General features: G+C 68.2%; 14 protein-coding genes. 8 read left to right on the top strand and 6 right to left on the bottom strand.

Annotated elements, in window-relative coordinates; genetic code table 11:
- Nucleotides 1–2: 2 nt before the first annotated feature.
- Genes E3O22_RS14210 through E3O22_RS14200 form a run of 3 tightly spaced genes read right to left on the bottom strand, consistent with a single transcriptional unit; the run spans nucleotide 3 to nucleotide 2,471 of the window.
- The gene (locus tag E3O22_RS14210; RefSeq protein ID WP_134394510.1) at nucleotides 3–518 is read right to left on the bottom strand and encodes a GNAT family N-acetyltransferase; all 516 of its coding nucleotides are present in this window, start codon (nucleotides 516–518) and stop codon (nucleotides 3–5) included.
- A gap of 25 nt (nucleotides 519–543) precedes the next feature.
- A complete protein-coding gene (locus tag E3O22_RS14205; RefSeq protein WP_134394509.1) occupies nucleotides 544–1,746 on the bottom strand; it encodes an MFS transporter in 1,203 nt (400 codons plus the stop codon).
- Nucleotides 1,747–1,787: 41 nt separating this feature from the next.
- The gene (locus E3O22_RS14200; protein WP_134394508.1) at nucleotides 1,788–2,471 is read right to left on the bottom strand and encodes a GntR family transcriptional regulator; all 684 of its coding nucleotides are present in this window, start codon (nucleotides 2,469–2,471) and stop codon (nucleotides 1,788–1,790) included.
- Nucleotides 2,472–2,697: 226 nt separating this feature from the next.
- On the opposite strand from E3O22_RS14200, the gene pflB reads away from it, so the two are divergent.
- The 3 genes from pflB (at nucleotide 2,698) to E3O22_RS14185 (ending at nucleotide 8,240) form a co-directional block, all read left to right on the top strand.
- Complete coding sequence (gene pflB / locus E3O22_RS14195; protein WP_134394507.1) at nucleotides 2,698–4,956, top strand: formate C-acetyltransferase; 2,259 nt, start codon at nucleotides 2,698–2,700, stop codon at nucleotides 4,954–4,956.
- Between the two features lie 40 nt (nucleotides 4,957–4,996).
- Complete coding sequence (gene pflA, locus E3O22_RS14190; RefSeq protein ID WP_134394506.1) at nucleotides 4,997–5,854, top strand: pyruvate formate-lyase-activating protein; 858 nt, start codon at nucleotides 4,997–4,999, stop codon at nucleotides 5,852–5,854.
- 193 nt (nucleotides 5,855–6,047) lie between these two features.
- Complete coding sequence (locus E3O22_RS14185; RefSeq protein ID WP_166784665.1) at nucleotides 6,048–8,240, top strand: transglycosylase domain-containing protein; 2,193 nt, start codon at nucleotides 6,048–6,050, stop codon at nucleotides 8,238–8,240.
- On the opposite strand, the gene E3O22_RS14180 is transcribed toward E3O22_RS14185, so the two are convergent.
- Nucleotides 8,237–8,767 carry a heme-binding protein gene (locus tag E3O22_RS14180; RefSeq protein WP_134394504.1) on the bottom strand — a complete coding sequence of 177 codons (531 nt, stop codon included), beginning with the start codon at nucleotides 8,765–8,767 and terminating at the stop codon, nucleotides 8,237–8,239. The genes E3O22_RS14185 and E3O22_RS14180 overlap by 4 nt on opposite strands.
- A gap of 21 nt (nucleotides 8,768–8,788) precedes the next feature.
- On the bottom strand, nucleotides 8,789–12,193 hold the full coding sequence (locus E3O22_RS14175) for a DNA polymerase III subunit alpha (RefSeq protein ID WP_134394503.1): 3,405 nt from the start codon (nucleotides 12,191–12,193) through the stop codon (nucleotides 8,789–8,791).
- A 158-nt stretch (nucleotides 12,194–12,351) separates the two neighbouring features.
- Here E3O22_RS14175 and E3O22_RS14170 point away from each other — a divergent pair, with 158 nt between their 5' ends.
- Nucleotides 12,352–13,428, top strand: a complete 1,077-nt coding sequence (locus tag E3O22_RS14170; protein ID WP_134394502.1) for an AI-2E family transporter — start codon at nucleotides 12,352–12,354, stop codon at nucleotides 13,426–13,428.
- A gap of 28 nt (nucleotides 13,429–13,456) precedes the next feature.
- On the opposite strand, the gene E3O22_RS16480 is transcribed toward E3O22_RS14170, so the two are convergent.
- Nucleotides 13,457–15,712, bottom strand: coding sequence for a 3-hydroxyisobutyryl-CoA hydrolase (locus E3O22_RS16480; protein WP_241976665.1), 2,256 nt, complete (start codon nucleotides 15,710–15,712; stop codon nucleotides 13,457–13,459).
- 273 nt (nucleotides 15,713–15,985) lie between these two features.
- Between E3O22_RS16480 and E3O22_RS14160 the strand changes: the two genes are divergently transcribed.
- Genes E3O22_RS14160 through E3O22_RS14145 form a run of 4 tightly spaced genes read left to right on the top strand, consistent with a single transcriptional unit; the run spans nucleotide 15,986 to nucleotide 18,955 of the window.
- Nucleotides 15,986–16,204, top strand: coding sequence for an FAD-dependent monooxygenase (locus E3O22_RS14160; protein ID WP_134394501.1), 219 nt, complete (start codon nucleotides 15,986–15,988; stop codon nucleotides 16,202–16,204).
- Nucleotides 16,205–16,221: 17 nt separating this feature from the next.
- Nucleotides 16,222–17,049 (top strand): CoA transferase subunit A, encoded by an 828-nt coding sequence (locus tag E3O22_RS14155; RefSeq protein WP_134394500.1) that lies wholly within the window; start codon nucleotides 16,222–16,224, stop codon nucleotides 17,047–17,049.
- A 2-nt stretch (nucleotides 17,050–17,051) separates the two neighbouring features.
- A complete protein-coding gene (locus E3O22_RS14150; RefSeq protein ID WP_134394499.1) occupies nucleotides 17,052–17,741 on the top strand; it encodes a CoA transferase subunit B in 690 nt (229 codons plus the stop codon).
- The gene (locus E3O22_RS14145) at nucleotides 17,738–18,955 is read left to right on the top strand and encodes an acetyl-CoA C-acetyltransferase (RefSeq protein WP_134394498.1); all 1,218 of its coding nucleotides are present in this window, start codon (nucleotides 17,738–17,740) and stop codon (nucleotides 18,953–18,955) included. Before E3O22_RS14150 ends, E3O22_RS14145 begins: the two co-directional genes overlap by 4 nt.
- The last annotated feature ends 4 nt before the right edge of the window (nucleotides 18,956–18,959 follow it).

Raw genomic sequence — 18,959 nt, 5'->3', positions numbered from 1 at the left:
CCTCAGCGTGCGCCCGCGGCGACGGGAGCCGACAGCAGGGACACCACGACGGTGCCCCCCTTCGTCGACTGCTCGCCGATCGGCTCGAAGCCGAGCCGGGAGTGGAACGCCAGCGACCGAGGGTTCGGAGGGGTGATGTTCACTTCGCAGAAGACCTGGCCGACGTCGCCCGCCCGGGCCGCCGCGAAAATCGCGGTGTACAGCAGGGCCCCGAGACCCTGGTTGCGGGCCTGGTCCGACACCACGATGCGGTCCACGTAGAGGAAGGACTCCGACCGGGCGGAGAACCACCGGTAGTTCTCGCTCGCGTAGTCGGCGTCGACCCCGAACAACACGGCGAAGCCGAGCACCTCACCCGGCGCTTCGTCGTGCACGACCGCGAGGGCGTGGCTGCTGGCCGCGAGCAGGGCGGAGAGGCTCGCCTCGTCATGGGCGTTGACGGCAGGCACGGCGGCGTTGTTGAGTCCGAGCACCGGTGCGGCGTCGGTGGGAAGGAGATGGCGGAGCGAATAGGGCATGGGATGACGATAATCCAGGTGCCGCCTACTCGGTGACGCGCCGGCGCATCCCGTTCGCCACCAAGGCCAGGCAGAGCGCGCAGACCACGAACAGAATGCTCAGAAGCACCGGGTAATCGAAGACGGCAGTGAGCCAGGCGAAGGCGACCGGCAGCAGGAAGCCGATGTAGGTGAGGCTGTAGTAGACCCCGGTGATGCCCGCCAGGTCGGCTGCCGTGGAGATCTTCTGGATCTCCACGAGCCCGGCCACGATGCACACACCGTAGGCGGCGCCGAGCACGATGGCCGTGAGGAACGCGAGCACCGGGGACAGCACGATCGCCGTCGCCACGCTGAGACCCACTCCCAGCAGCATTACGGACATCCCGACAATGAGTGCACGCCCAGCGGTGACCCGGTTGATCCGAGCCACCTGCGGTTGCACGAGCGCGCCGGTGCCGAGGGTCACGACCGTGAGCAGGGTCGCGTAGGCGAGGTTGAGGTTGCCGAGTTGGTCCCGGACCAGAGTGGGCATGATCGCGTAGGCGATGCCCGCGGCGCCGAAGACCCAGGGAGCTGACGGAATGATCACGCGCACGAAGCGGCGGTGTCCGGCCAGCGGAACCGCCAGGTCCTGCCAGAAGGGCCGGTGTGCCCGGTAGCGCGGCACGGTCTCCGGGGCCCTCAGTAGGCGGGGGAGCACAAGCAGGCTGAGTACGATGTGTACGACATAGGGGGACAGGGTCGGCATCGGCCCCCACTGCGCGAGCACTCCGGCCACCCCGGCCCCGAGCCCGAACCCGACCGTGAGGGTGAGGGCAGGCCGCCGTGCCCCTGCCGTGCGGCCGGCCTGGTTGTCGAACGGCGGGCTGGACAGCTCCTTGAGCCACGCGGTTCCCACTGCCATCGCCACGGCGACGCTCAGCCCCGCCAGCAGGCGCCCGGCGGAAAGCATGATCCCGCTTGAGAATCCCAGACCCAACAGGATGCTGGCGAGAATTCCCAGGACGACGCCTGCCAGGGTCAGGGCTTTGCGCCCGTAGCGGTCCGAGAGTGCGCCGGCGAGCAGCAGCCCGGGGACCAGGCCCACCACGTAGAAGCCGAGGAAGAGGTCGGCCATGACGACGGAATAGTGGCCGAGCGATTCGTACATATGCAGGAGGGGCGTGAAGTGGTTCCCACCCCAGGCCATGACGAACAGGGCAGGAGCGGCGAGCTGCCAGGCGGGAACGGTACGGCGGAAAGTCATGGGTCTTTTCTGAAAAGCAGGTGCGGGTAGGTGGGGGACGATCAGGGCGCCAGCTGCGCGTGATGACCGTCTTCGACGTGCTGGCGCAGAGCGACCTCGTAGGCGAGGGTGTCGCCGCCGCGCAGGTGGTGGGCAAGGATTCGGTGTTCGGCCACCAGACGGTCGAGGTTGCGCGGGTCGCGCAGGGCTGCCCGGTGCACGAGGCGCTCAAGCCGGGGGCCGAGCCGGGTGTAGATTCCGTCGATGACCCGGTTGTGCGTCTCGTCGACGATGCGGGCATGGAACCGGTGGTCGGCGCGGGCGAACGTGAGCAGGTCGCCGGCCAGGGCGGCGTCGGACTGGACCCGAATAAGGTCCTGCAGCTCGGCGTCGACGCCCGGGATGTCGTCCGGCCGCTCGCTGAGCAGGGTCACCGCCGTGTTCTCCAGCATGATGCGCACCTGCAGCAGCTCGGCCGTCTCCGTGTCGCCCAGGGCTGTGACGACCGCGCCCTTCTTGGGGAAGAGCGTCAGGAGCCCGTGGGCCTGAAGTTCGAGAAAGGCCTCCCGCACGGGGGTGCGGCTGGTGGACAGGGCCTCGGCAATCTCTCCCTCGGTGATCAGTGAGCTCGCGGCCAGGGTGCCGGAGATGATGGCGTCGGCGACGGTCGTGTAGATCCGGTCGACGGCGGAGGGGGCCGCGGCGGGGGGCCTGGCGGCTCCGCGGGACACCGGGAGGAAGCTCATCCCTCAACCCTAGTCACTCAAGCACCTATCAATAAATGCATCAATGGATGCAATTCCATGAATTTCGCGTTCGGGTGGGTCTGACGGGAGTAGTGTTGGAAAAGAGGGCAAGTCACACGGTGCATCGTTGCATTAGCCGGAGCCTCGTGGTCCTGCCCTCTCGGCCCGACTGCGGGAGAGACACTTTCGCGGAGGGTGTCTCGATCCCACGAGGAGAGCAATCTACATGACAATCACTGAAGGTGTTCGCAGCGGAACGGATGATGCCGGTCAGACTGACTTCGCCTCCGGCCCCTGGCAGGATTCGATCAATCTGCGCGACTTCATCCAGCGCAATTACACCCCCTACGTCGGCGACTCGAGCTTCCTTGTCGGCGCGACCGCACGCACCACGGGAATCTGGGCCAAGCTGTCCGAGATGTTCCCCGAGGAACGCCGTAAAGGCGTCTACGACGTCGACGCCGCCACGCCGTCGTCCATTACGGCCCACGCTCCGGGCTACATCGACCAGGCCAACGAGGTAATTGTCGGACTGCAGACGGATGCTCCGCTCAAGCGTGCCATTATGCCTTTCGGCGGGTGGCGCATGGTTGCCACCTCGCTCGAGACCTACGGCTACCCCGTGTCGCCTGAGCTCGAAAAGATCTTCACCGATTACCGCAAGACCCACAACACCGCCGTCTTCGACGCGTACACCCCCGCCGTTCGACGTGCGCGCAACAGTCACCTGATCACGGGTCTGCCCGATGCCTACGGCCGCGGCCGGATCATCGGCGACTACCGCCGCGTCGCCCTCTACGGCGTCGACGCCCTGATCGCCGGCAAGAAGAACGACCGCGCCGAACTCGACATGGAGCCCTCGACCGAGGACATCATCCGCGCCCGCGAGGAGAACTCGGAGCAGATCCGGGCCCTCAAGGAACTCATCCAGATGGCGGCCTCCTACGGCTCCGACATCTCCAAGCCGGCCACCACCGCGCGCGAAGCCGTGCAGTGGCTCTACTTCGCCTACCTCGGCGCCGTCAAGGAGCAGAACGGTGCGGCAATGTCGTTCGGCCGCAACGCGGCCTTCCTCGACACGTTCATCGAGCGCGAACTCGTCGCCGGCACCCTGACCGAAGAGGGCGCCCAGGAGCTGATCGACGACCTCGTCATCAAGCTGCGCATCGTGCGCTTCCTGCGCACCCCCGAATACGACGAGATCTTCGCCGGCGACCCGACCTGGGTTACCGAGTCGCTCGCCGGCATCGGTGAAGACGGCCGCCCGCTCGTCACCAAGACCACGTTCCGATTCCTGCAGACGCTGTACAACATCGGCGCAGCACCCGAGCCGAACCTCACCGTTCTCTGGAGCGACGCTCTGCCCGAGGGCTTCAAGCGTTTCTGCGCCCAGGTGTCGATCGACACTTCGGCCATCCAGTTCGAGTCCGACGAGATCATCCGCGCCGAGATGGGTGACGATGCCGCGATCGCCTGCTGCGTCTCGCCCATGCGCGTCGGCAAGCAGATGCAGTTCTTCGGTGCACGCGTCAACGCCGTCAAAGCGCTGCTGTACTCGATCAACGGCGGCAAGGACGAGGTGTCCGGCAAGCAGGTCGCCCCGGCCACCCTTCCGAACGCCGAAGAGGTGCTCACCTACGAGACCGTCTTCCCGGCCTACCTGGAAACGCTCGAATGGCTCGCCGAGACCTACGTCACGGCCCTGAACTGCATCCACTACATGCACGACAAGTACGCCTACGAGCGCCTCGAAATGGCGCTGCACGACAAGGACATCATCCGCACGCTGGCCTGCGGCATTGCCGGCCTCAGTGTGGTTGCCGACTCCCTGTCGGCCATCAAGTACGCCACGGTCCGTCCGGTCCGCGACGAGACCGGTCTGGTCATCGACTACACGATCGAGGGCGAATTCCCCCAGTTCGGTAACGACGACGACCGCGTCGACACCATCGCCGTCGACGTGATGGAGCGGTTCATGACGATGATCCGCAAGCACCCGACCTACCGCGACGCCATCCACACCCAGTCGATCCTGACGATCACGTCCAACGTGGTCTACGGCAAGGCCACCGGCAACACGCCGGACGGCCGCCGCAAGGGCGAGTCGTTCGCTCCGGGTGCCAACCCGATGAACGGTCGCGACACCCACGGAATGCTCGCGTCGGCGCTCAGCGTCGCCAAGCTTCCCTACAGTGAAGCGCAGGACGGCATCTCGCTGACCAACACGGTCGTTCCCAGTGGCCTCGGCCACACCAAGGAAGAGCAGATCACCAGCCTGGTCGGCCTCATCGACGCGTTCACGTCGGCGACCGGCTACCACATCAACGTGAACGTGCTCAACCGCGACACTCTCGAAGACGCCATGGCGCACCCGGAGAACTACCCGCAGCTGACGATTCGCGTCTCCGGCTACGCGGTGAACTTCGTTCGCCTGACCCGCGAGCAGCAGATGGATGTCATCAGCCGCACGTTCCACTCGCACTGATCACTGATATCGACGCGGCGACGCTGAGTAGGACGAGACAATGCCAGCAGTAAACCTCGGTCTGCCCAGCGCCGGCGCGGCCATCGCCCTGGTGGACGGTTCATCCGTGAGCAGTGAACAAGCCGAACTGGCTGAACTCCACCACCTCGAAATGGAAGCGATCCACAACGGGTCGGTCGCCAGCGTCCACTCGTGGGAACTGGTCACCGCCGTTGACGGTCCCGGCACGCGAATGACACTCTTTCTTTCCGGGTGTCTGCTGCGCTGCCAGTACTGCCACAATCCGGACACCTGGAAGATGAAGGACGGGCTGCTCACCACGCTGGACGACCTCGTCGCCCGGGTCAAGCGCTACAAAGGCGTCTTCGACTCGACCGGCGGCGGGTTGACCATCTCCGGTGGGGAACCACTCATGCAGCCTGCCTTCGTGACGCGACTCTTCGAGGAGTGTCACAAGCTCGGCGTGCACACCACCCTGGACACCTCCGGGTTCCTGGGTAAGAGCGCGTCCGACAAGCTGCTGGACAACCTCGACCTCGTGCTGCTCGACGTCAAGTCGGGCATCCCTGAGACCTACAAGGAGGTGACCGGCCGAGACCTCGCTCCGACGATCGCGTTCGGTGATCGCCTGAGCGAACGGAACATTCCCGTCTGGGCGCGTTTCGTTCTGGTCCCGGGGCTCACCGACGCCGTCGACAACGTCGACGCCGTCGCCGAGATCGTGTCGCGCTGGCCGAACGTGCAGCGCGTCGAGGTTCTGCCCTTCCACCAGATGGGTGAGGACAAATGGGACCGGTTGAACATCCCGTATCCGCTGCACGGCTCTCACCCCCCGGATGAGGCACTTCTGGTGCGGGTCCGGGCCCAGTTCGCGGCGCGGGGCCTGACGGTCTTCTAAGCAGGAATCACCGCTCGACGCACACCCCCGGATCAGACGAGGCGTGGCATCTCTACAGATGCCACGCCTTTTCTGCGCGGTAAACCAGCAGATGCCTCCGGCCGACCTGTGCGCAACCCCCTAGCCGCGGAGTACAGCTCAGGTTTGCATGCCATCGGACCCTTTCGGGGTCATGGACGCTAGGGGTGGTGCAATGGGTACGCCGAAATTCACCGGTCGCAGAACTGTCGGAGGCGTTGTGGGAGGCCTGCTGGCCCTCGTGGTCTTGAGTGGCGTGGCCGGGCTGCTCGTCACCGCGGCCATCACCCCCGTGATCGCGCTCTCCGGCCTCGGTGCCACCAACACGATCACCGTGTTCGAGAATCTGCCGGGCTACCTGGACATCGAACCGCTCTCCCAGAAGAGCAACATCTACGCCACCCGGAACGACGGCACGTCCGTGCTGCTGGCCTCCTTCTACGATCAGAACCGCATCGAGGTCGACTGGGACGAGATCAGCCCCTACGCCCGGGATGCCGTCATCGCCAGCGAGGACCCGCGCTTCTACGAGCACGGCGGGATCGACGCCCAGGGCACCCTGCGCGCGGTGGTGACGACCACCCTCGGGGGAGTCACGCAGGGTGGGTCGTCGATCACCCAGCAGTACGTCAAGAACGTGCGCGTGCAGAAGTGCGAACTCGAGCCGGACGACCGGCTGCGGCAACGATGTTACGACGCCGTCACCGCCGCCACCCCCGACCGTAAGATCAAGGAAATGCGCCTCGCAATCGGGGTGGAGAAGAAATATCCCAAGAACGACATCCTGCGCCAGTACCTCAACATCGCCGGTTTCGGCGGCACCGTGTACGGCATCGAGGCCGCGGCGAACTACTACTTCGGCACGACGGCCGCAGAGCTCACCCTTCCGCAGGCCGCAAGCCTGGTGGCGATCGTGAACAACCCGGCCAAGTTCCGCCTCGACAATGCCGGTAGTGAGAGCAACGGCTACGCAGTCAACAAGGCGCGCCGGGACTACATCCTGCGCGAGATGGTGAAGCATGAGAAAATCACCCCAGCGGAATTCCAGGCTGCCGTGGCCACACCGGTTCAACCGGCCATCCAGGAGCCGAGCACCGGCTGCCAGACCGCCGGGGGCAGCGCCTACTTCTGCGACTACGTGACGCATCTGCTCCGGAACGACCCGGCGTTCGGGGAGGACGACGGGAAGCGCCTGCAGAACTTCCGGCGCGGCGGCTATGCCGTGTACACCACCCTGGACCTCGACCTCCAGTTGGCGGCGGAAGCGACCCTGGCGGCCAATGTGCCGATGGAGTACCCCGGCTGGGACGTGGGCAGCGTCATCACGAGCGTGCAGGTCGGCACCGGGCGGGTGCTGGCCATGGCACAGAACAAGCGATACAGCCAGGACCCGACCGTGCAGGCCACCAGCGCCGCCTACACCGAGGTCAACTACAACACCGACTATGCCGAGGGTGGTTCGAGCGGGTTCCAGCCGGGGTCGACCTACAAGGCCTTCACCCTGGCGGAATGGTTGAGGACGGGCCACCGGCTGGACGAGCGCGTCGACTCGGCGCGGAAGGCCAACTGGGGCACGTTCGACGACAGTTGTCGGGGGCCGCAGAACTATGATTCGCAGAACTGGAACCCGAGAAACGACGCCGGGGAGAGCGGCGGAAACTACAGCGCGCTCGAGTCCACCCTCGGCTCGATCAATACGGGCTTCATCGGGATGGCGAAGAAACTGGACCTGTGCGGCATCCGTCAGACGGCCGAGGCTTTCGGAGTGCATCGCGCCGACGGCAGCCCGCTCGTGCAGACCGCGGCGGCCGTGATCGGAACGAATGAGGTGGCTCCGCTGACCATGGCCGTTGCCTTCGCGGGCATCGCCAACCGCGGGGTGACCTGCTCACCGATCGCGATCGACCGCATCGTGGGCGCTGACGGTGACGAGGTGCCCGTGCCGGAATCGGAGTGCGCCGCTTCGGTGGACCCGACGGTGGCCGAGGGCATGGTCTACGCGATGCGTCGGGTGATGACCGACGGCACGGCTCAGCAGTCCTGGGGTGCCACCACGCCCCGGGTGCCTCTGATCGGCAAGACCGGCACCACGGACGGAGGTAAGGACACCTGGATGGTCGGGGCCAGCTCGAAGGTGGCGACCGCCGCCGCCGTCGTCAGCGTCACCGGGGAGGCCCGGCAGCGCTCCATCAGATTCGCCAGCGGCCCGGCCGCCACGGCCCGGCACCGGATGTGGCCGGACGTCATGTCGGTCGCGAACGCGAAGTATGGGGGAGACGAGCTGGCCGAGCTTGGGCCGACCCCGGTGGTTGTTCCGGTCGGGGACACCGGGGTATCCGACGGCCCGACGGACGGTTCCGACGACTAGGGGTTTCCGGAACCGGAACGGGTGACGGCGACGAGCGCTTCGTTGTGCCTGAGGAAGCCCGGCTTCCAGGGTGGGTCGAAGCGGGCGAAGTAGGGTCGGCCTGCGAGCAGGAGACCCTCGCGGCTCACCGCGTCGACGAGGAGGGTGCCGTTCTGCGCGAATCTTTCCTCGCTCCAGCCGCCGTTGAAGCGGCGGGCGGCGACCGTGCGCTCGGGGACCTCCTTCGTGCTGACCTGCGCGTTGCGGGGCACGGGCACCTCCGCGGGCGGCATCCCGTCGGGGAGGACGAAGCTGACGGTGTGGCTCTGCGGGGTCGTGGTCTCCTGGATCACGGGCGCGGTCATCGCGAGGCGTGTCGAGGTCTGGTTGTTGCCGCTGATGTATTGGAAGAGCGGCCCGAAGCCGCGGTTGCCTGCCGCGGAGAAGTCCCCGGCCACCTCCACCTGCACCAGCACGGTGCGGGGATAGTGACGCAGTTCGAAGTCGGCGTACTGACGAAGCACGTCGTAGCGCTGTTTCTCGGTCATGGACAACAGTGTAGGCGCGGGTCAGGCGGTGCGTCGGGGCCATAGATGGTGCACATTCGTGGTCGCCATGGCCGCCAGGTCCTCGGCCAGTTCGTCGGCCAGGTCGTGGGCGCGGTCGGCGTTCCGGGCGGCCGCCTCGCCCGCGTGACGCAGCTTGACCCGGCGGGCGACATCCGTGAGATCCCACAGGTTCTCGCCCGTGACGGAGACGCCCTTCGCGCCGGACCGACGGGTGCGGCCGCGCACCAGCAGCTGGCCGGTGTGGAACACCGGGCCGCCGATGCGCTCCTGGGCGTCGTGGAAGAACACGACGTTCGAGACCGGTCCGGTGCCGTCGTCGAGGCTGACGAAGACCACCCGGCGCCCGTTGCGCATCGGCGGCGTGTTCGTGGCTCGGCGCACCCCGGCCAGGAGCACCTCGGTGCCGCCGGGCAGGTTGATCAGCTCGGAGGCCGGCGTAACGCCCAGCTCCGTGAACAGCGGGTAGAACCGGGCCATCTGGTGCCCGGACACCGCCAGGCCCAGATCCCTGAGTTCGAGGTCGGTCTGGCTGCGGCCGCGCAGCTCGAGCGAGGTCACCGCGTTGAACCGGGACCCCTCGTATTCGAGCACCGGCAGAGGCACGTCGAAGGCGAGCTGGTCGTCGTGGACGGTGACCGCTGTGCCGCGGAGAGACTGGATGTGGGCGAGCAGCTCGTGCCGACGGGTGCGGTCGTACCCGATGAAGCTGTCGAGTGCTCCCACCCGGGCGAGCGCCTCGAACGTGCTGCGCCGCGGGCGCACCCGGTCCCGGAAGTCCTGCAGCGAGGTGAACGGCTGGTGGCGCACGATGCGGGCGCGTTCGGCGGCCGTGCAGCCGGAGAGTTCCGGCAGGGCGAGACGGATGCCGCGCCGGCCGCCGTCGGACTGCTCGCCGTCGATCTGCTCCACCCGGTAGTCGAGGGCGCTGTGTTGCACGTCCAGGCCCAGTACCGGCACGCCGAGCAGCCGAGCCTCGGCCACGATCAGGTCTTTCGGCCACATACCGGGGGCGTGGGTGAGGAGTCCGGCCAGGAATACCGCGGGGTGGTGGGTCTTGAGCCAGGCGGACTGGTAGGTGGGCAGGGCGAACGCCGCCCCGTGCGCCTTGGCGAAACCGAAACTGCCGAACCCGGCGAGCACCGTCCAGGCGCGGTCGATCACGGCGGGAGTGAACCCGCGCTCGAGGGCACGCATCCGCACGTACTCCTCGATCCGGGGAAGCTGCTCCGGTTTGCCTAGGTGGCGGCGGAAGACATCCGCCCGCCCGAGCCCGCAGCCGGTGAGTTCGTCGAACAGGCGCATCACCTGCTCGTGGAAGATCACCACACCCTGGGTCTCCCGGAGGAACGGCTCGAACCGGGGGTGGATGTAGTCGGGCATCACCTCCCCATGCCGGGCCTGAAGGTATTTCAAGGGCATGTTGTTCTGCATCGGCCCGGGCCGGAACAGGGAGATCTCCACGGTGAGATCGTTGAACACCTCGGGCTGCAGCTTGCCGACCAGCTCCATCTGGCCGGGAGATTCGATCTGGAAGATGCCGAGGGTGCGAGTGGAGCGGATCAGTTCGAAGGTGTCCGGGTCGTTCAGTGGGATTCGGTCGAGGTCAATGATCTCGCCCGACAATCGGTGATGTTCCTCGACGGCGTGGGCCATGGCCGACTGCATCCGCACACCGAGGATGTCCAGCTTGATCAGGCCCATCGGGTCCATGTCGTGCTTGTCGAACTGGGACATGGGCAACCCCATGCCGGACGCCTGCACCGGGGTGCGGTCGAGCAGGGAGGCGTCGGAGAGGATGACGCCGCAGGGGTGCACGGAGATGTGCCGGGGAAGCCGGTCGAGTTTGGCGGTCAGGTCGACCAGCAGGTCGAGCTGCGAGGAGGCGCGCACCTCGGCGGCCAACGGCTCGAGCTCGGGCTTTTCGGCCAGGGCGCGGCGGAAGTCGCGCGCGTTGAAGCGCCACATCTGCTTGGCGACCGCGGCCACCTGCTCGTGATTCATACCGAGGGCCAGGCCGGCGTCGCGCACGGCGCCGCGGCCGCGATAGGCGTTCGTCATGGACATCAGCGACACCCGATCGCTGCCGAAGGTGTCAAAGAGCGTGCGATAGACGTCGTGCCTTCTGGCGGACTCGACGTCGAGGTCGATGTCGGGCAGGGTCTGCCGCTCGGGGGAGAGGAACCGCTCCCAGAGCAGCCCGTTGGAGATGGGCTCGACGGAGGAGGTGTGCAGGGCGTAGTTGAGCACCGAGCCCACCCCGGACCCGCGCGCCTGGATGCGGATGCCCATTTCCCGGATGATGTCCGCCACCCGGGCGACGGTGAGGAAGTAGCCGGCGAAACCGAGGTGCTCCACCGTCTTCAGCTCGTGCACGAGTCGTGCGTGCGCAGCATCCGCCAGCGACCGGCCCGCCGGCGACGTGACGGGGTAGCGGTCGTCGATGCCGGCCCGGGCTCGGGCGTGCAGCTCGGTCAGCGGGTCGCCGCTGACGCCGATGATGCGCGCCTCCGGCATGCGCGGGCGACCCAGGCCGATGTCGGAGTCCGGGTCGAGGCTGCACCGCTCGGCAAGCTGCTCGGTGTCGCGGAACAGTCGGTCGACGGCGCCGTCGTCGTGCAGCCCGGCGTCGACGACCATGCGCGCCACCTGCCTCATGGCGACTTCGGGTTTCAGCCAGGCCTGGCCGTTGGTCTGCAGCTGCTCCAGGTTCGCCAGCGCCGTCAGGGTGCGGGCCGCGTCGGCCAGGTCGGCGGTGACGGCCTCGTCGGGGGTGCCGTAGCGCACGGCGTTGGTGAGCACGGCGGGCAGTGCGGCGTGCTCGAAGAGGGCGAGCATGCGGGTGGCCGGCGTCACACTGCCGGGAGTGCCCGGCGCCGCCAGATGGCAGACGATTTCACCCACCACCGATTGCGGCGGCAGGGCGCGCAACCACGCGGTGAGGCAGGCGCCGGCAGCATCGGTGTCGCGGCGCTCGACCGATTGGCCCACGTCGGAGGCAGGGCCGAGCAGCACGGTGAGGCAGCGCAGTCCGGCCAGCTCGGCGAGGTGCGAGCGGGCGATGCTGGGGCGCCCCGACGCGCTGTGCGCGGCGCCGTTGTGGGCGGCGCTGACCGCGCGGCAGAGGGCCGCATAGCCACGACCGTTCATATCACCGTGGGCGAGCACCACGATCCGGCCCAACGGATGCCCGTCGTCGTCGTGCACCGCGAGGTCGGCGCCCAGCCCCGCCCGGATGCCCGCTGCCGCGCAGGCGCGCACGTGTTTGACCGCGCCGTAGAGACCGTCCCGGTCGGTGAGGGCCAGGAAGGAGCCGTTCTGCGCCTGCGTCTGCTCCACCAGTGACTCGGGGAGAGTGACCCCGAAGTGCGTGGAGTAGGCGCTCGCGACGTGGAGGTGTGCGAACATGTGACTCCTCTGCGGGCAGGTCGATGGGTGATAGATAGAACAAATGTTCGATGTAGGGAGTGTACGTCACACGGCCGACACGCGCTACCGGCAGTCTGCCGAGGCAGTCTGGCTAGGCTGGGTGGCTCAGCCGTTGTTCGCCTCGTTTGGAGATCCCTATGACCACGCCCACTTCGTCCTGGACGGACTATCTCGGCCGGGCCGCCATCCGCTCCGGCCAGGCCCTGCTGGTCCTCGCCCTGCTGGTGGTGGCCCTCTACGGGATCACGCAGCTCAAGCTGGTCTTCACCCCGCTCCTGATCGCCCTGATCGTGGCGTCGGCGCTGCGCCCCTTCATGCGGTTCCTGCTGGCCCGCGGGGCGAACGAATCCCTTGCCGCGGCGATCACCCTGATCTTGAGCGTCGCGGTCTTCGGTGGCGTCGTCACCCTCGTGGTGTTCGGCATCCGTGGCGAGTGGGACACCCTCTTCACCTCGGCCAGCAAGGGGCTCGACAGCCTGCAGGAACTGCTCACCAGCGGCACGCTGCCGATCGATTCCGCTCAGATCGATTCGGTGCGCGAGTCGGTCATCGACTTCGCCACCAGCAGCCAGTTCGGGTCCGGGGCCCTGGCCGGGGTCTCCGTGGCCGCCGAGATCGTGGCCGGCGTGGTGCTCGGCCTCGTCGTGCTCTTCTATTTCCTGAAGGACGGCCCTCACATTTGGAGCTTCCTCATCCAGCCGCTCGCCGGCAAGCGGCACGAGCGGGCCGCACGCATCGGCGTGAGCAGCGTCGAGGTATTCGGCAACTACGTGCGCGGCACGGCGATCGTCGCGTTCGTCGACGCCCTGTTCATCGGGATCGGACTGTGGATCCTGCAGGTTCCGCTGGCGCTGCCGCTCGCCGTCATCGTCTTCGTCGGCGCCTTCATCCCCATCGTCGGGGCGACGGCCGCCGGCATCCTCGCCGCACTGGTGGCCCTCGTCACGAACGACCTGACCACCGCCATCATCGTGGTCGCGATCGTGGTCGCCGTGAACCAGCTCGAGGGCAACTTCCTGTCCCCGGTGGTGCTCGGCAAGTCACTGCGCCTGCACGGCCTGGTGATCCTGCTGGCGCTGACGGCCGGCACGATCCTGGGCGGCATCGTCGGCGCGGTCATCTCGGTGCCGATCGCCGCCGTGGGCTGGGCCGTCATCAAGGCCTGGAACGCTCCCACGCCGCCGGTTCCGGTGCCGCCGGTCGCGCCGGTCTAGCTCACGAATTCGTTCGGGCGAGCGGTGATCAGCTGAAGGCGGAGATGCCGGTCACGGCCCGGCCGACCAACAGCGCGTTGATCTCGTAGCTGCCCTCGTAGGAGTAGATCGCCTCGGCGTCGGCGAAGATCTTGGCCATCTCGTACCGGGTGCTGATGCCGTTGCCGCCGAGCAGACCGCGGCCCAGGGCCACCGTTTCGCGCATCCGGGTCGTGCAGGTCGCCTTTGCGAGGGCCGCCTGGTCCATCGTGAGCCGCCCGCTCTCCTGCAGTCGCGCCATCTGCACCATCAGCGACAGTGACAGGGTGGCGTTGCCGATCATGCGGGAGAGCTGCTCCTGCACCAGCTGGAAGGATGCGATGGGCATGCCGAACTGGCGCCGCTCCAGCGCATAGGCGCGGGCCACATCGAAGGCGGCGAGCTGCTGGCCGACCGCCTGCCACGACACCCAGATCCGCGAGTTCCGGAGCAGCACGTTCGTGTCCTGAAAGCTCCGGCTGCCCGGCAGCCAGTTCGTGTACGGGATCCGCACCTCCGTGAGGGTGATGTCGGCGTTCTGCACGATCCGCACCGCGATCTTGTTCTCGATCGGGGTGGCCGTGAACCCGGGCCGCTCCGTCTCGACGATGAATCCCTTGATCTGCCCGTCCGCGGTGTCCCGGGCCCAGACCAGCACGTAGTCGGCCATGGCGCCGTTGCCGATCCAGCGTTTGGTGCCGTTGAGCACCCACTCGTCGCCGCTGCGGGTGGCCGTGGTCTCCATCATTCGGGAGATGTCGGAGCCGTGTTCCGGTTCCGTCAGGGCGAAGGCCCCGATCTTCTCCAGGGCCAGGAGGCCCGGTAGCAGACGTTCCCGCTGCTCGGGTGAGCCGAGCTCGTCGATGGCGGCGGCGAACAGCTCGTGGTGCACGCCGTAGAACGTGGAGATCGAGGTGTCGGCGCGGGTCAGCTCCATCTGCAGCAGCCCCGTGAGCAGATGGCTGGTCGCGGCAGCACCGGTCGCGGCGAGGTTCTGCGCGGCGAGGCGGGGCAGCAACTCGAACGGGAACTCGGCGCGGTTCCAGTAGTCCACGGCGAGAGGGCGCACCTCGGCCTGATAGAACGATCGTGCCGCGGCCAGCCGCGCGCGCTCACCCGGGGTGAGTAGATCGGTGACGAAGATCAGGTCGGCGTCGACGTAGGGCATCTCGCCCAGCCCGAGCCCCACTCCCAGCCCCAGCCCCAGCTCCTGCTCGCCGAGCGGCGCGAAGAACGCCGCGACGGACGCCTCCGTCACCTCGCCGAGACCGGCGGGCGACCACCGGGGGCTGCGGTCCTTGTCGATCACCTGGGCCCGGATGCCCTCCTGCAGCTCGCTCCGCTGCAGGAAACGGAGCGTCACCCGGTACTCCTGATCGAGCGCCTCGTCGAGGCTCGGGAGCCGCCGGGCCCGGCGCAGCGAGGACAGCGTGACCGCGAGGGCGGTCGGCGACCTCGTGAGGATGAGGGCGGCGGCGTCGCGGGCGGCTTCCACCGGGGAACGTCGCAGGGCGGCGACGATCTCGCCCACGTCATCGGACGCGTAGCACTCGTCGATCCAGTGCCGCTGGGCGAGGAGGTCGGAGGGCGGGGGAGTCTCGGCCAGGGCGCGCACGGCCTCGGCCGCGTCGGTCACGGCCAGGGTGCGGGCCAGGGCAGGGAGTCGGTCGCTGTGCACGAAGTGGTCGGCCAGGCCCAGCGCGATGGCGTCGGACCCGGAGACTAGGGCGGCGGTCAGGGCGAGGTGGGTGCCGAGCTCACCGGGGGCATGGGACAACAGCCAGCTTCCGCCGACGTCGGGTACGAAGCCGATCGCGGTCTCCGGCATCCCCAGCCGCGTGCGCTCGGTCACGATCCGGGTGTTCGCGTGGCCGGAGACGCCGACCCCGCCGCCGAGCACGACGCCGTCCATCACGGCCAGGTACGGTTTGGCGAACCGGTGGATCTGCGCGTTCAGATGGTACTCGTCGGCGAAGAACCGGGCGGCCTCGGCGTCAGCGTCCGCTCGATCGTCCGCGCCCGCGTCCGCACTGCGGTAGATCGCCACGATGTCGCCCCCGGCACAGAGGCCCCGGTCGCCGCTACCGGTCAGCAGAACGGTCTCGACCTGCCCGTCGGCGGCCCAGTCGGTCAGCACCGCGGACATCCGTCGGATCATCGCGTGGGTCAGGGCGTTCAGCGCCGCCGGGCGGTTCAGGATGATCTGGGCGAGCCGCCCGTCGCGGCGCAGCAGAATGTCCGGCCGGTCATCCATGAGCTCGAGCATGGACCCCACGCTACCGGCACGGACTCAGATCGCTCGGAAGCGACTCCGCAGCGACGCAGAACCGGGCGAGCTGCTCCGCCTTCTGGGCATCGAATTCGGCGTCGGTGACGGTCCCCGCGTGCCTGTTCGCCGTCCGACGGCCGCGACGATCCGCTACCGCCGGGCCACATCGTGACCATTGCTGCCTTCCACTGAGTGGAAACTACCGGACCAGGTGGCATCATCACCCCACAGGATGACTTCATCACCTGTCACCGTCGCTAGGAGAAACCCGTGTCCCCAGAAAACACCCGTGTCGCCATCATCGGCGCCGGCCCCGCCGGACTTCTGCTGGCCTGGGCCCTACGTGACGCCGGAATCGACCCGATCGTGGTCGAGAACCGTTCCCAGGACTACGTGCTCGCCCGCATCCGGGCCGGGGTGCTCGCGAATTCCGCTCTGGCGGTGGCCCGCGATACCTTCAAGACGATCGACATCGGCACCACGAACTGAAGCTGAAGGACCACTCCATGGACAAGACGTACTCCTCCGCCGCGGCTGCCGTCGCCGACATCCCGGATGGGGCCTCCCTCGCCGTCGGCGGCTTCGGCCTGGTCGGCGTCCCGATCGTGCTGATCCGGGCGCTCCTGGCCCAGGGCACCACCGACCTCCGGGTCGCCTCCAACAACTGCGGTGTCGACGGTTGGGGGCTCGGCGAACTGCTGCGGGAAGGGCGGATCAGCCGGGTGATCGCCTCCTACATCGGCGAGAACAAGGACTTCGCCCGCCGCTATCTCGGCGGTGACATCGAGGTGGAACTGACCCCGCAGGGCACCCTGGCCGAGCGGCTCCGGGCCGGCGGCAGCGGAATCCCCGCCTTCTACACCGCCAGCGGCGTCGGCACCATGGTCGCCGAGGGTGGGCTGCCCTGGCGCTACGGGCCGGATGGGTCGGTGACGGTGTCGTCGCCGCCCAAGGAGACCCGCACCTTCGCGTCGCTCCGCGGCGGGGAGAAGGAGTACGTGCTCGAGGAGGCCATCGTCACCGACTTCGCCCTCGTTCGCGCGGCGAAGGGCGACCGGCACGGCAACCTCGTGTTCGAGAAGTCGGCCCGCAATTTCAACCCGGTCGCCGGCATGGCCGGCCGCATCACCATCGCCGAGGTCGACGAGTTGGTCGAGCCGGGGGAGCTCGATCCGGATGCCATCCACCTCGCCGGTATCTACGTGCACCGCATCGTGGCGCTCTCCTGCGCCGAGGCCGCCGACCTGCCGATCGAGAAGACCACCACCCGGCCGCGGCCCGTCGCATCCGTCGCATCCGTCGCATCCGTCGCATCCGTCGCAAAGGACAGCTGATCATGCCGTTGACTCGCAATGAAATGGCCGCGCGCGCCGCGCAGGAGCTCACCCCCGGCAGCTACGTCAACCTTGGGATCGGGCTGCCCACGCTGATCCCCAACTTCCTGCCGGAGGGGGTGAACGTCATCCTTCACTCCGAGAACGGGGTGCTCGGGGTGGGACCGTACCCGTGGGAGGGCGAGGAGGACCCGAAGCTGATCAACGCCGGCAAGGAGACCATCACGGTCAACCCCGGTGCCAGCTACTTCGACTCCGCGCAGAGCTTCGGCATGATCCGCGGCGGAATGATCGATGTGGCCGTGCTTGGCGCGATGCAGGTCTCCGCCACCGGCGACATCGCCAACTGGGCCGTGCCCGGCAAGATGATCAAGGGTATGGGCGGTGCGATGGACCTCGTGCACGGCGCCGACACCGTGATCGTCGTGATGGAGCACACCGCGAAGAACGGCGACTTCAAGATTGTGAACGAGTGCGGCCTGCCGCTGACCGGCAAGCGCGTCGTGACCCGCATCATCACCGACCTGGCCGTGATCGACGTGACGCCGGAGGGTCTTCTGCTGCGCGAGATCGCGCCGGGACTCACCGTGGCCGAGGTACAGGCCGCCACCGAGGTGCCGCTGCTCGTACCGGGGACGCCGACCGTCATCCACACGCTCCTCTCCGCCCCGAACCCGGTGGCCGCGTCGTGAGGGACGTCGCCATCTGCGAACCGTTACGCACCCCGATCGGCCGGTTCGGCGGCGTCTTCAGGGCGGTCGCGCCGGCCGAGCTGGCCGCGGCCGTGATCACGGCGCTGATCGAACGCACCGGAATCGACGGGACCGTGGTCGACGACGTGATCCTCGGCCAGGGCTATCCCACCGCGGAGGCCGCCTCCGTGGCGCGCGTCGCCGCACTGAACGCCGGCCTGCCCGTGACGGTCGGCGGCGTGCAGGTGGACCGGCGATGCGGCTCAGGGCTACAGGCCATCCTCGACGCGGCTATGCAGGTGCAGACCGGTGTCAGCGACGTCGTCGTCGCCGGCGGGGTCGAATCGATGAGCCAGGCACCGTTCTACACCGTCGACTCCCGCTTCGGTGTGGGCGGCGGCGCCGGAATCCTGCTCCGGGACGCGCTCAGCCGCGGCCGCGAAACCGCCGGTGGGCGCCGCTACCCGGTACCCGGCGGCATGCTCGAAACCGCCGAGAACCTGCGCCGCGAGTACGGCATCGGCCGCACCGAACAGGACGACCTGGCTCTCCGGTCGCAGGCGCGGGCATCCGTCGCCGTGGCCGAGGGCCGGTTCGACGACGAGATCGTGACGGTCACGGTCACGGTGCCGGGCCGCACGGGCCCCGTCGTGGTCTCCGCCGACGAGACCCCGCGGGCCGACAGCAGCCTGACGGCTCTGGCCGGCCTCCGCCCGATCCTGTTAGAGACGGACGCCGACGCCACCGTCACCGCCGGAAACGCCAGCGGCCAGAACGACGCCGCGGCCGCGTGCATCGTGACTACCCCGGAACGGGCGGCCGAGCTCGGGCTGACCCCACTGGTGCGGCTGGTCACATGGGCGCGTGCGGGAGTCGAGCCGTCGCGGATGGGAATCGGGCCGGTGCCGGCCACCGCCCGGGCGTTGCGGCGCGCGGGGCTGAGCCTCGCCGACATGCACCTGATCGAGCTCAACGAGGCCTTCGCCGCGCAGGTGCTCGCGGTCAGCCGGGAATGGGAATTCACCGAGGCAGACTGGGCGCGCACCAACGTCAACGGGTCGGGTATCTCGCTCGGGCATCCGGTCGGGGCGACCGGGGCGCGCATCCTCGCCACCGGCGCCCGTCACCTGCACCGCACCGAGGGGCGCTATCTGCTCGAGACCATGTGCATCGGCGGCGGCCAGGGGCTCGCCGCCATCTTCGAGCGGGTGTAGGACG

Source organism: Cryobacterium sp. TMT2-18-2, assembly GCF_004402245.1.
Lineage (GTDB): Bacteria > Actinomycetota > Actinomycetes > Actinomycetales > Microbacteriaceae > Cryobacterium > Cryobacterium sandaracinum.
The sequence above is the reverse complement of the archived record's forward strand: the minus strand, read 5'-3'. Positions and strand labels throughout refer to the sequence as shown.

Coding starts and splice junctions, on each gene's coding strand:
- E3O22_RS14200 (WP_134394508.1), bottom strand. CDS start 2,471: ATGAGCTTCCTCCCGGTGTCCCGCGGAGCCGCCAGGCCCCCCGCCGCG.
- pflA (WP_134394506.1), top strand. CDS start 4,997: ATGCCAGCAGTAAACCTCGGTCTGCCCAGCGCCGGCGCGGCCATCGCC.
- E3O22_RS14180 (WP_134394504.1), bottom strand. CDS start 8,767: ATGACCGAGAAACAGCGCTACGACGTGCTTCGTCAGTACGCCGACTTC.
- E3O22_RS14155 (WP_134394500.1), top strand. CDS start 16,222: ATGGACAAGACGTACTCCTCCGCCGCGGCTGCCGTCGCCGACATCCCG.
- E3O22_RS14205 (WP_134394509.1), bottom strand. CDS start 1,746: ATGACTTTCCGCCGTACCGTTCCCGCCTGGCAGCTCGCCGCTCCTGCC.
- E3O22_RS16480 (WP_241976665.1), bottom strand. CDS start 15,712: ATGCTCGAGCTCATGGATGACCGGCCGGACATTCTGCTGCGCCGCGAC.
- E3O22_RS14150 (WP_134394499.1), top strand. CDS start 17,052: ATGCCGTTGACTCGCAATGAAATGGCCGCGCGCGCCGCGCAGGAGCTC.
- E3O22_RS14185 (WP_166784665.1), top strand. CDS start 6,048: ATGGGTACGCCGAAATTCACCGGTCGCAGAACTGTCGGAGGCGTTGTG.
- E3O22_RS14210 (WP_134394510.1), bottom strand. CDS start 518: ATGCCCTATTCGCTCCGCCATCTCCTTCCCACCGACGCCGCACCGGTG.
- pflB (WP_134394507.1), top strand. CDS start 2,698: ATGACAATCACTGAAGGTGTTCGCAGCGGAACGGATGATGCCGGTCAG.
- E3O22_RS14175 (WP_134394503.1), bottom strand. CDS start 12,193: ATGTTCGCACACCTCCACGTCGCGAGCGCCTACTCCACGCACTTCGGG.
- E3O22_RS14170 (WP_134394502.1), top strand. CDS start 12,352: ATGACCACGCCCACTTCGTCCTGGACGGACTATCTCGGCCGGGCCGCC.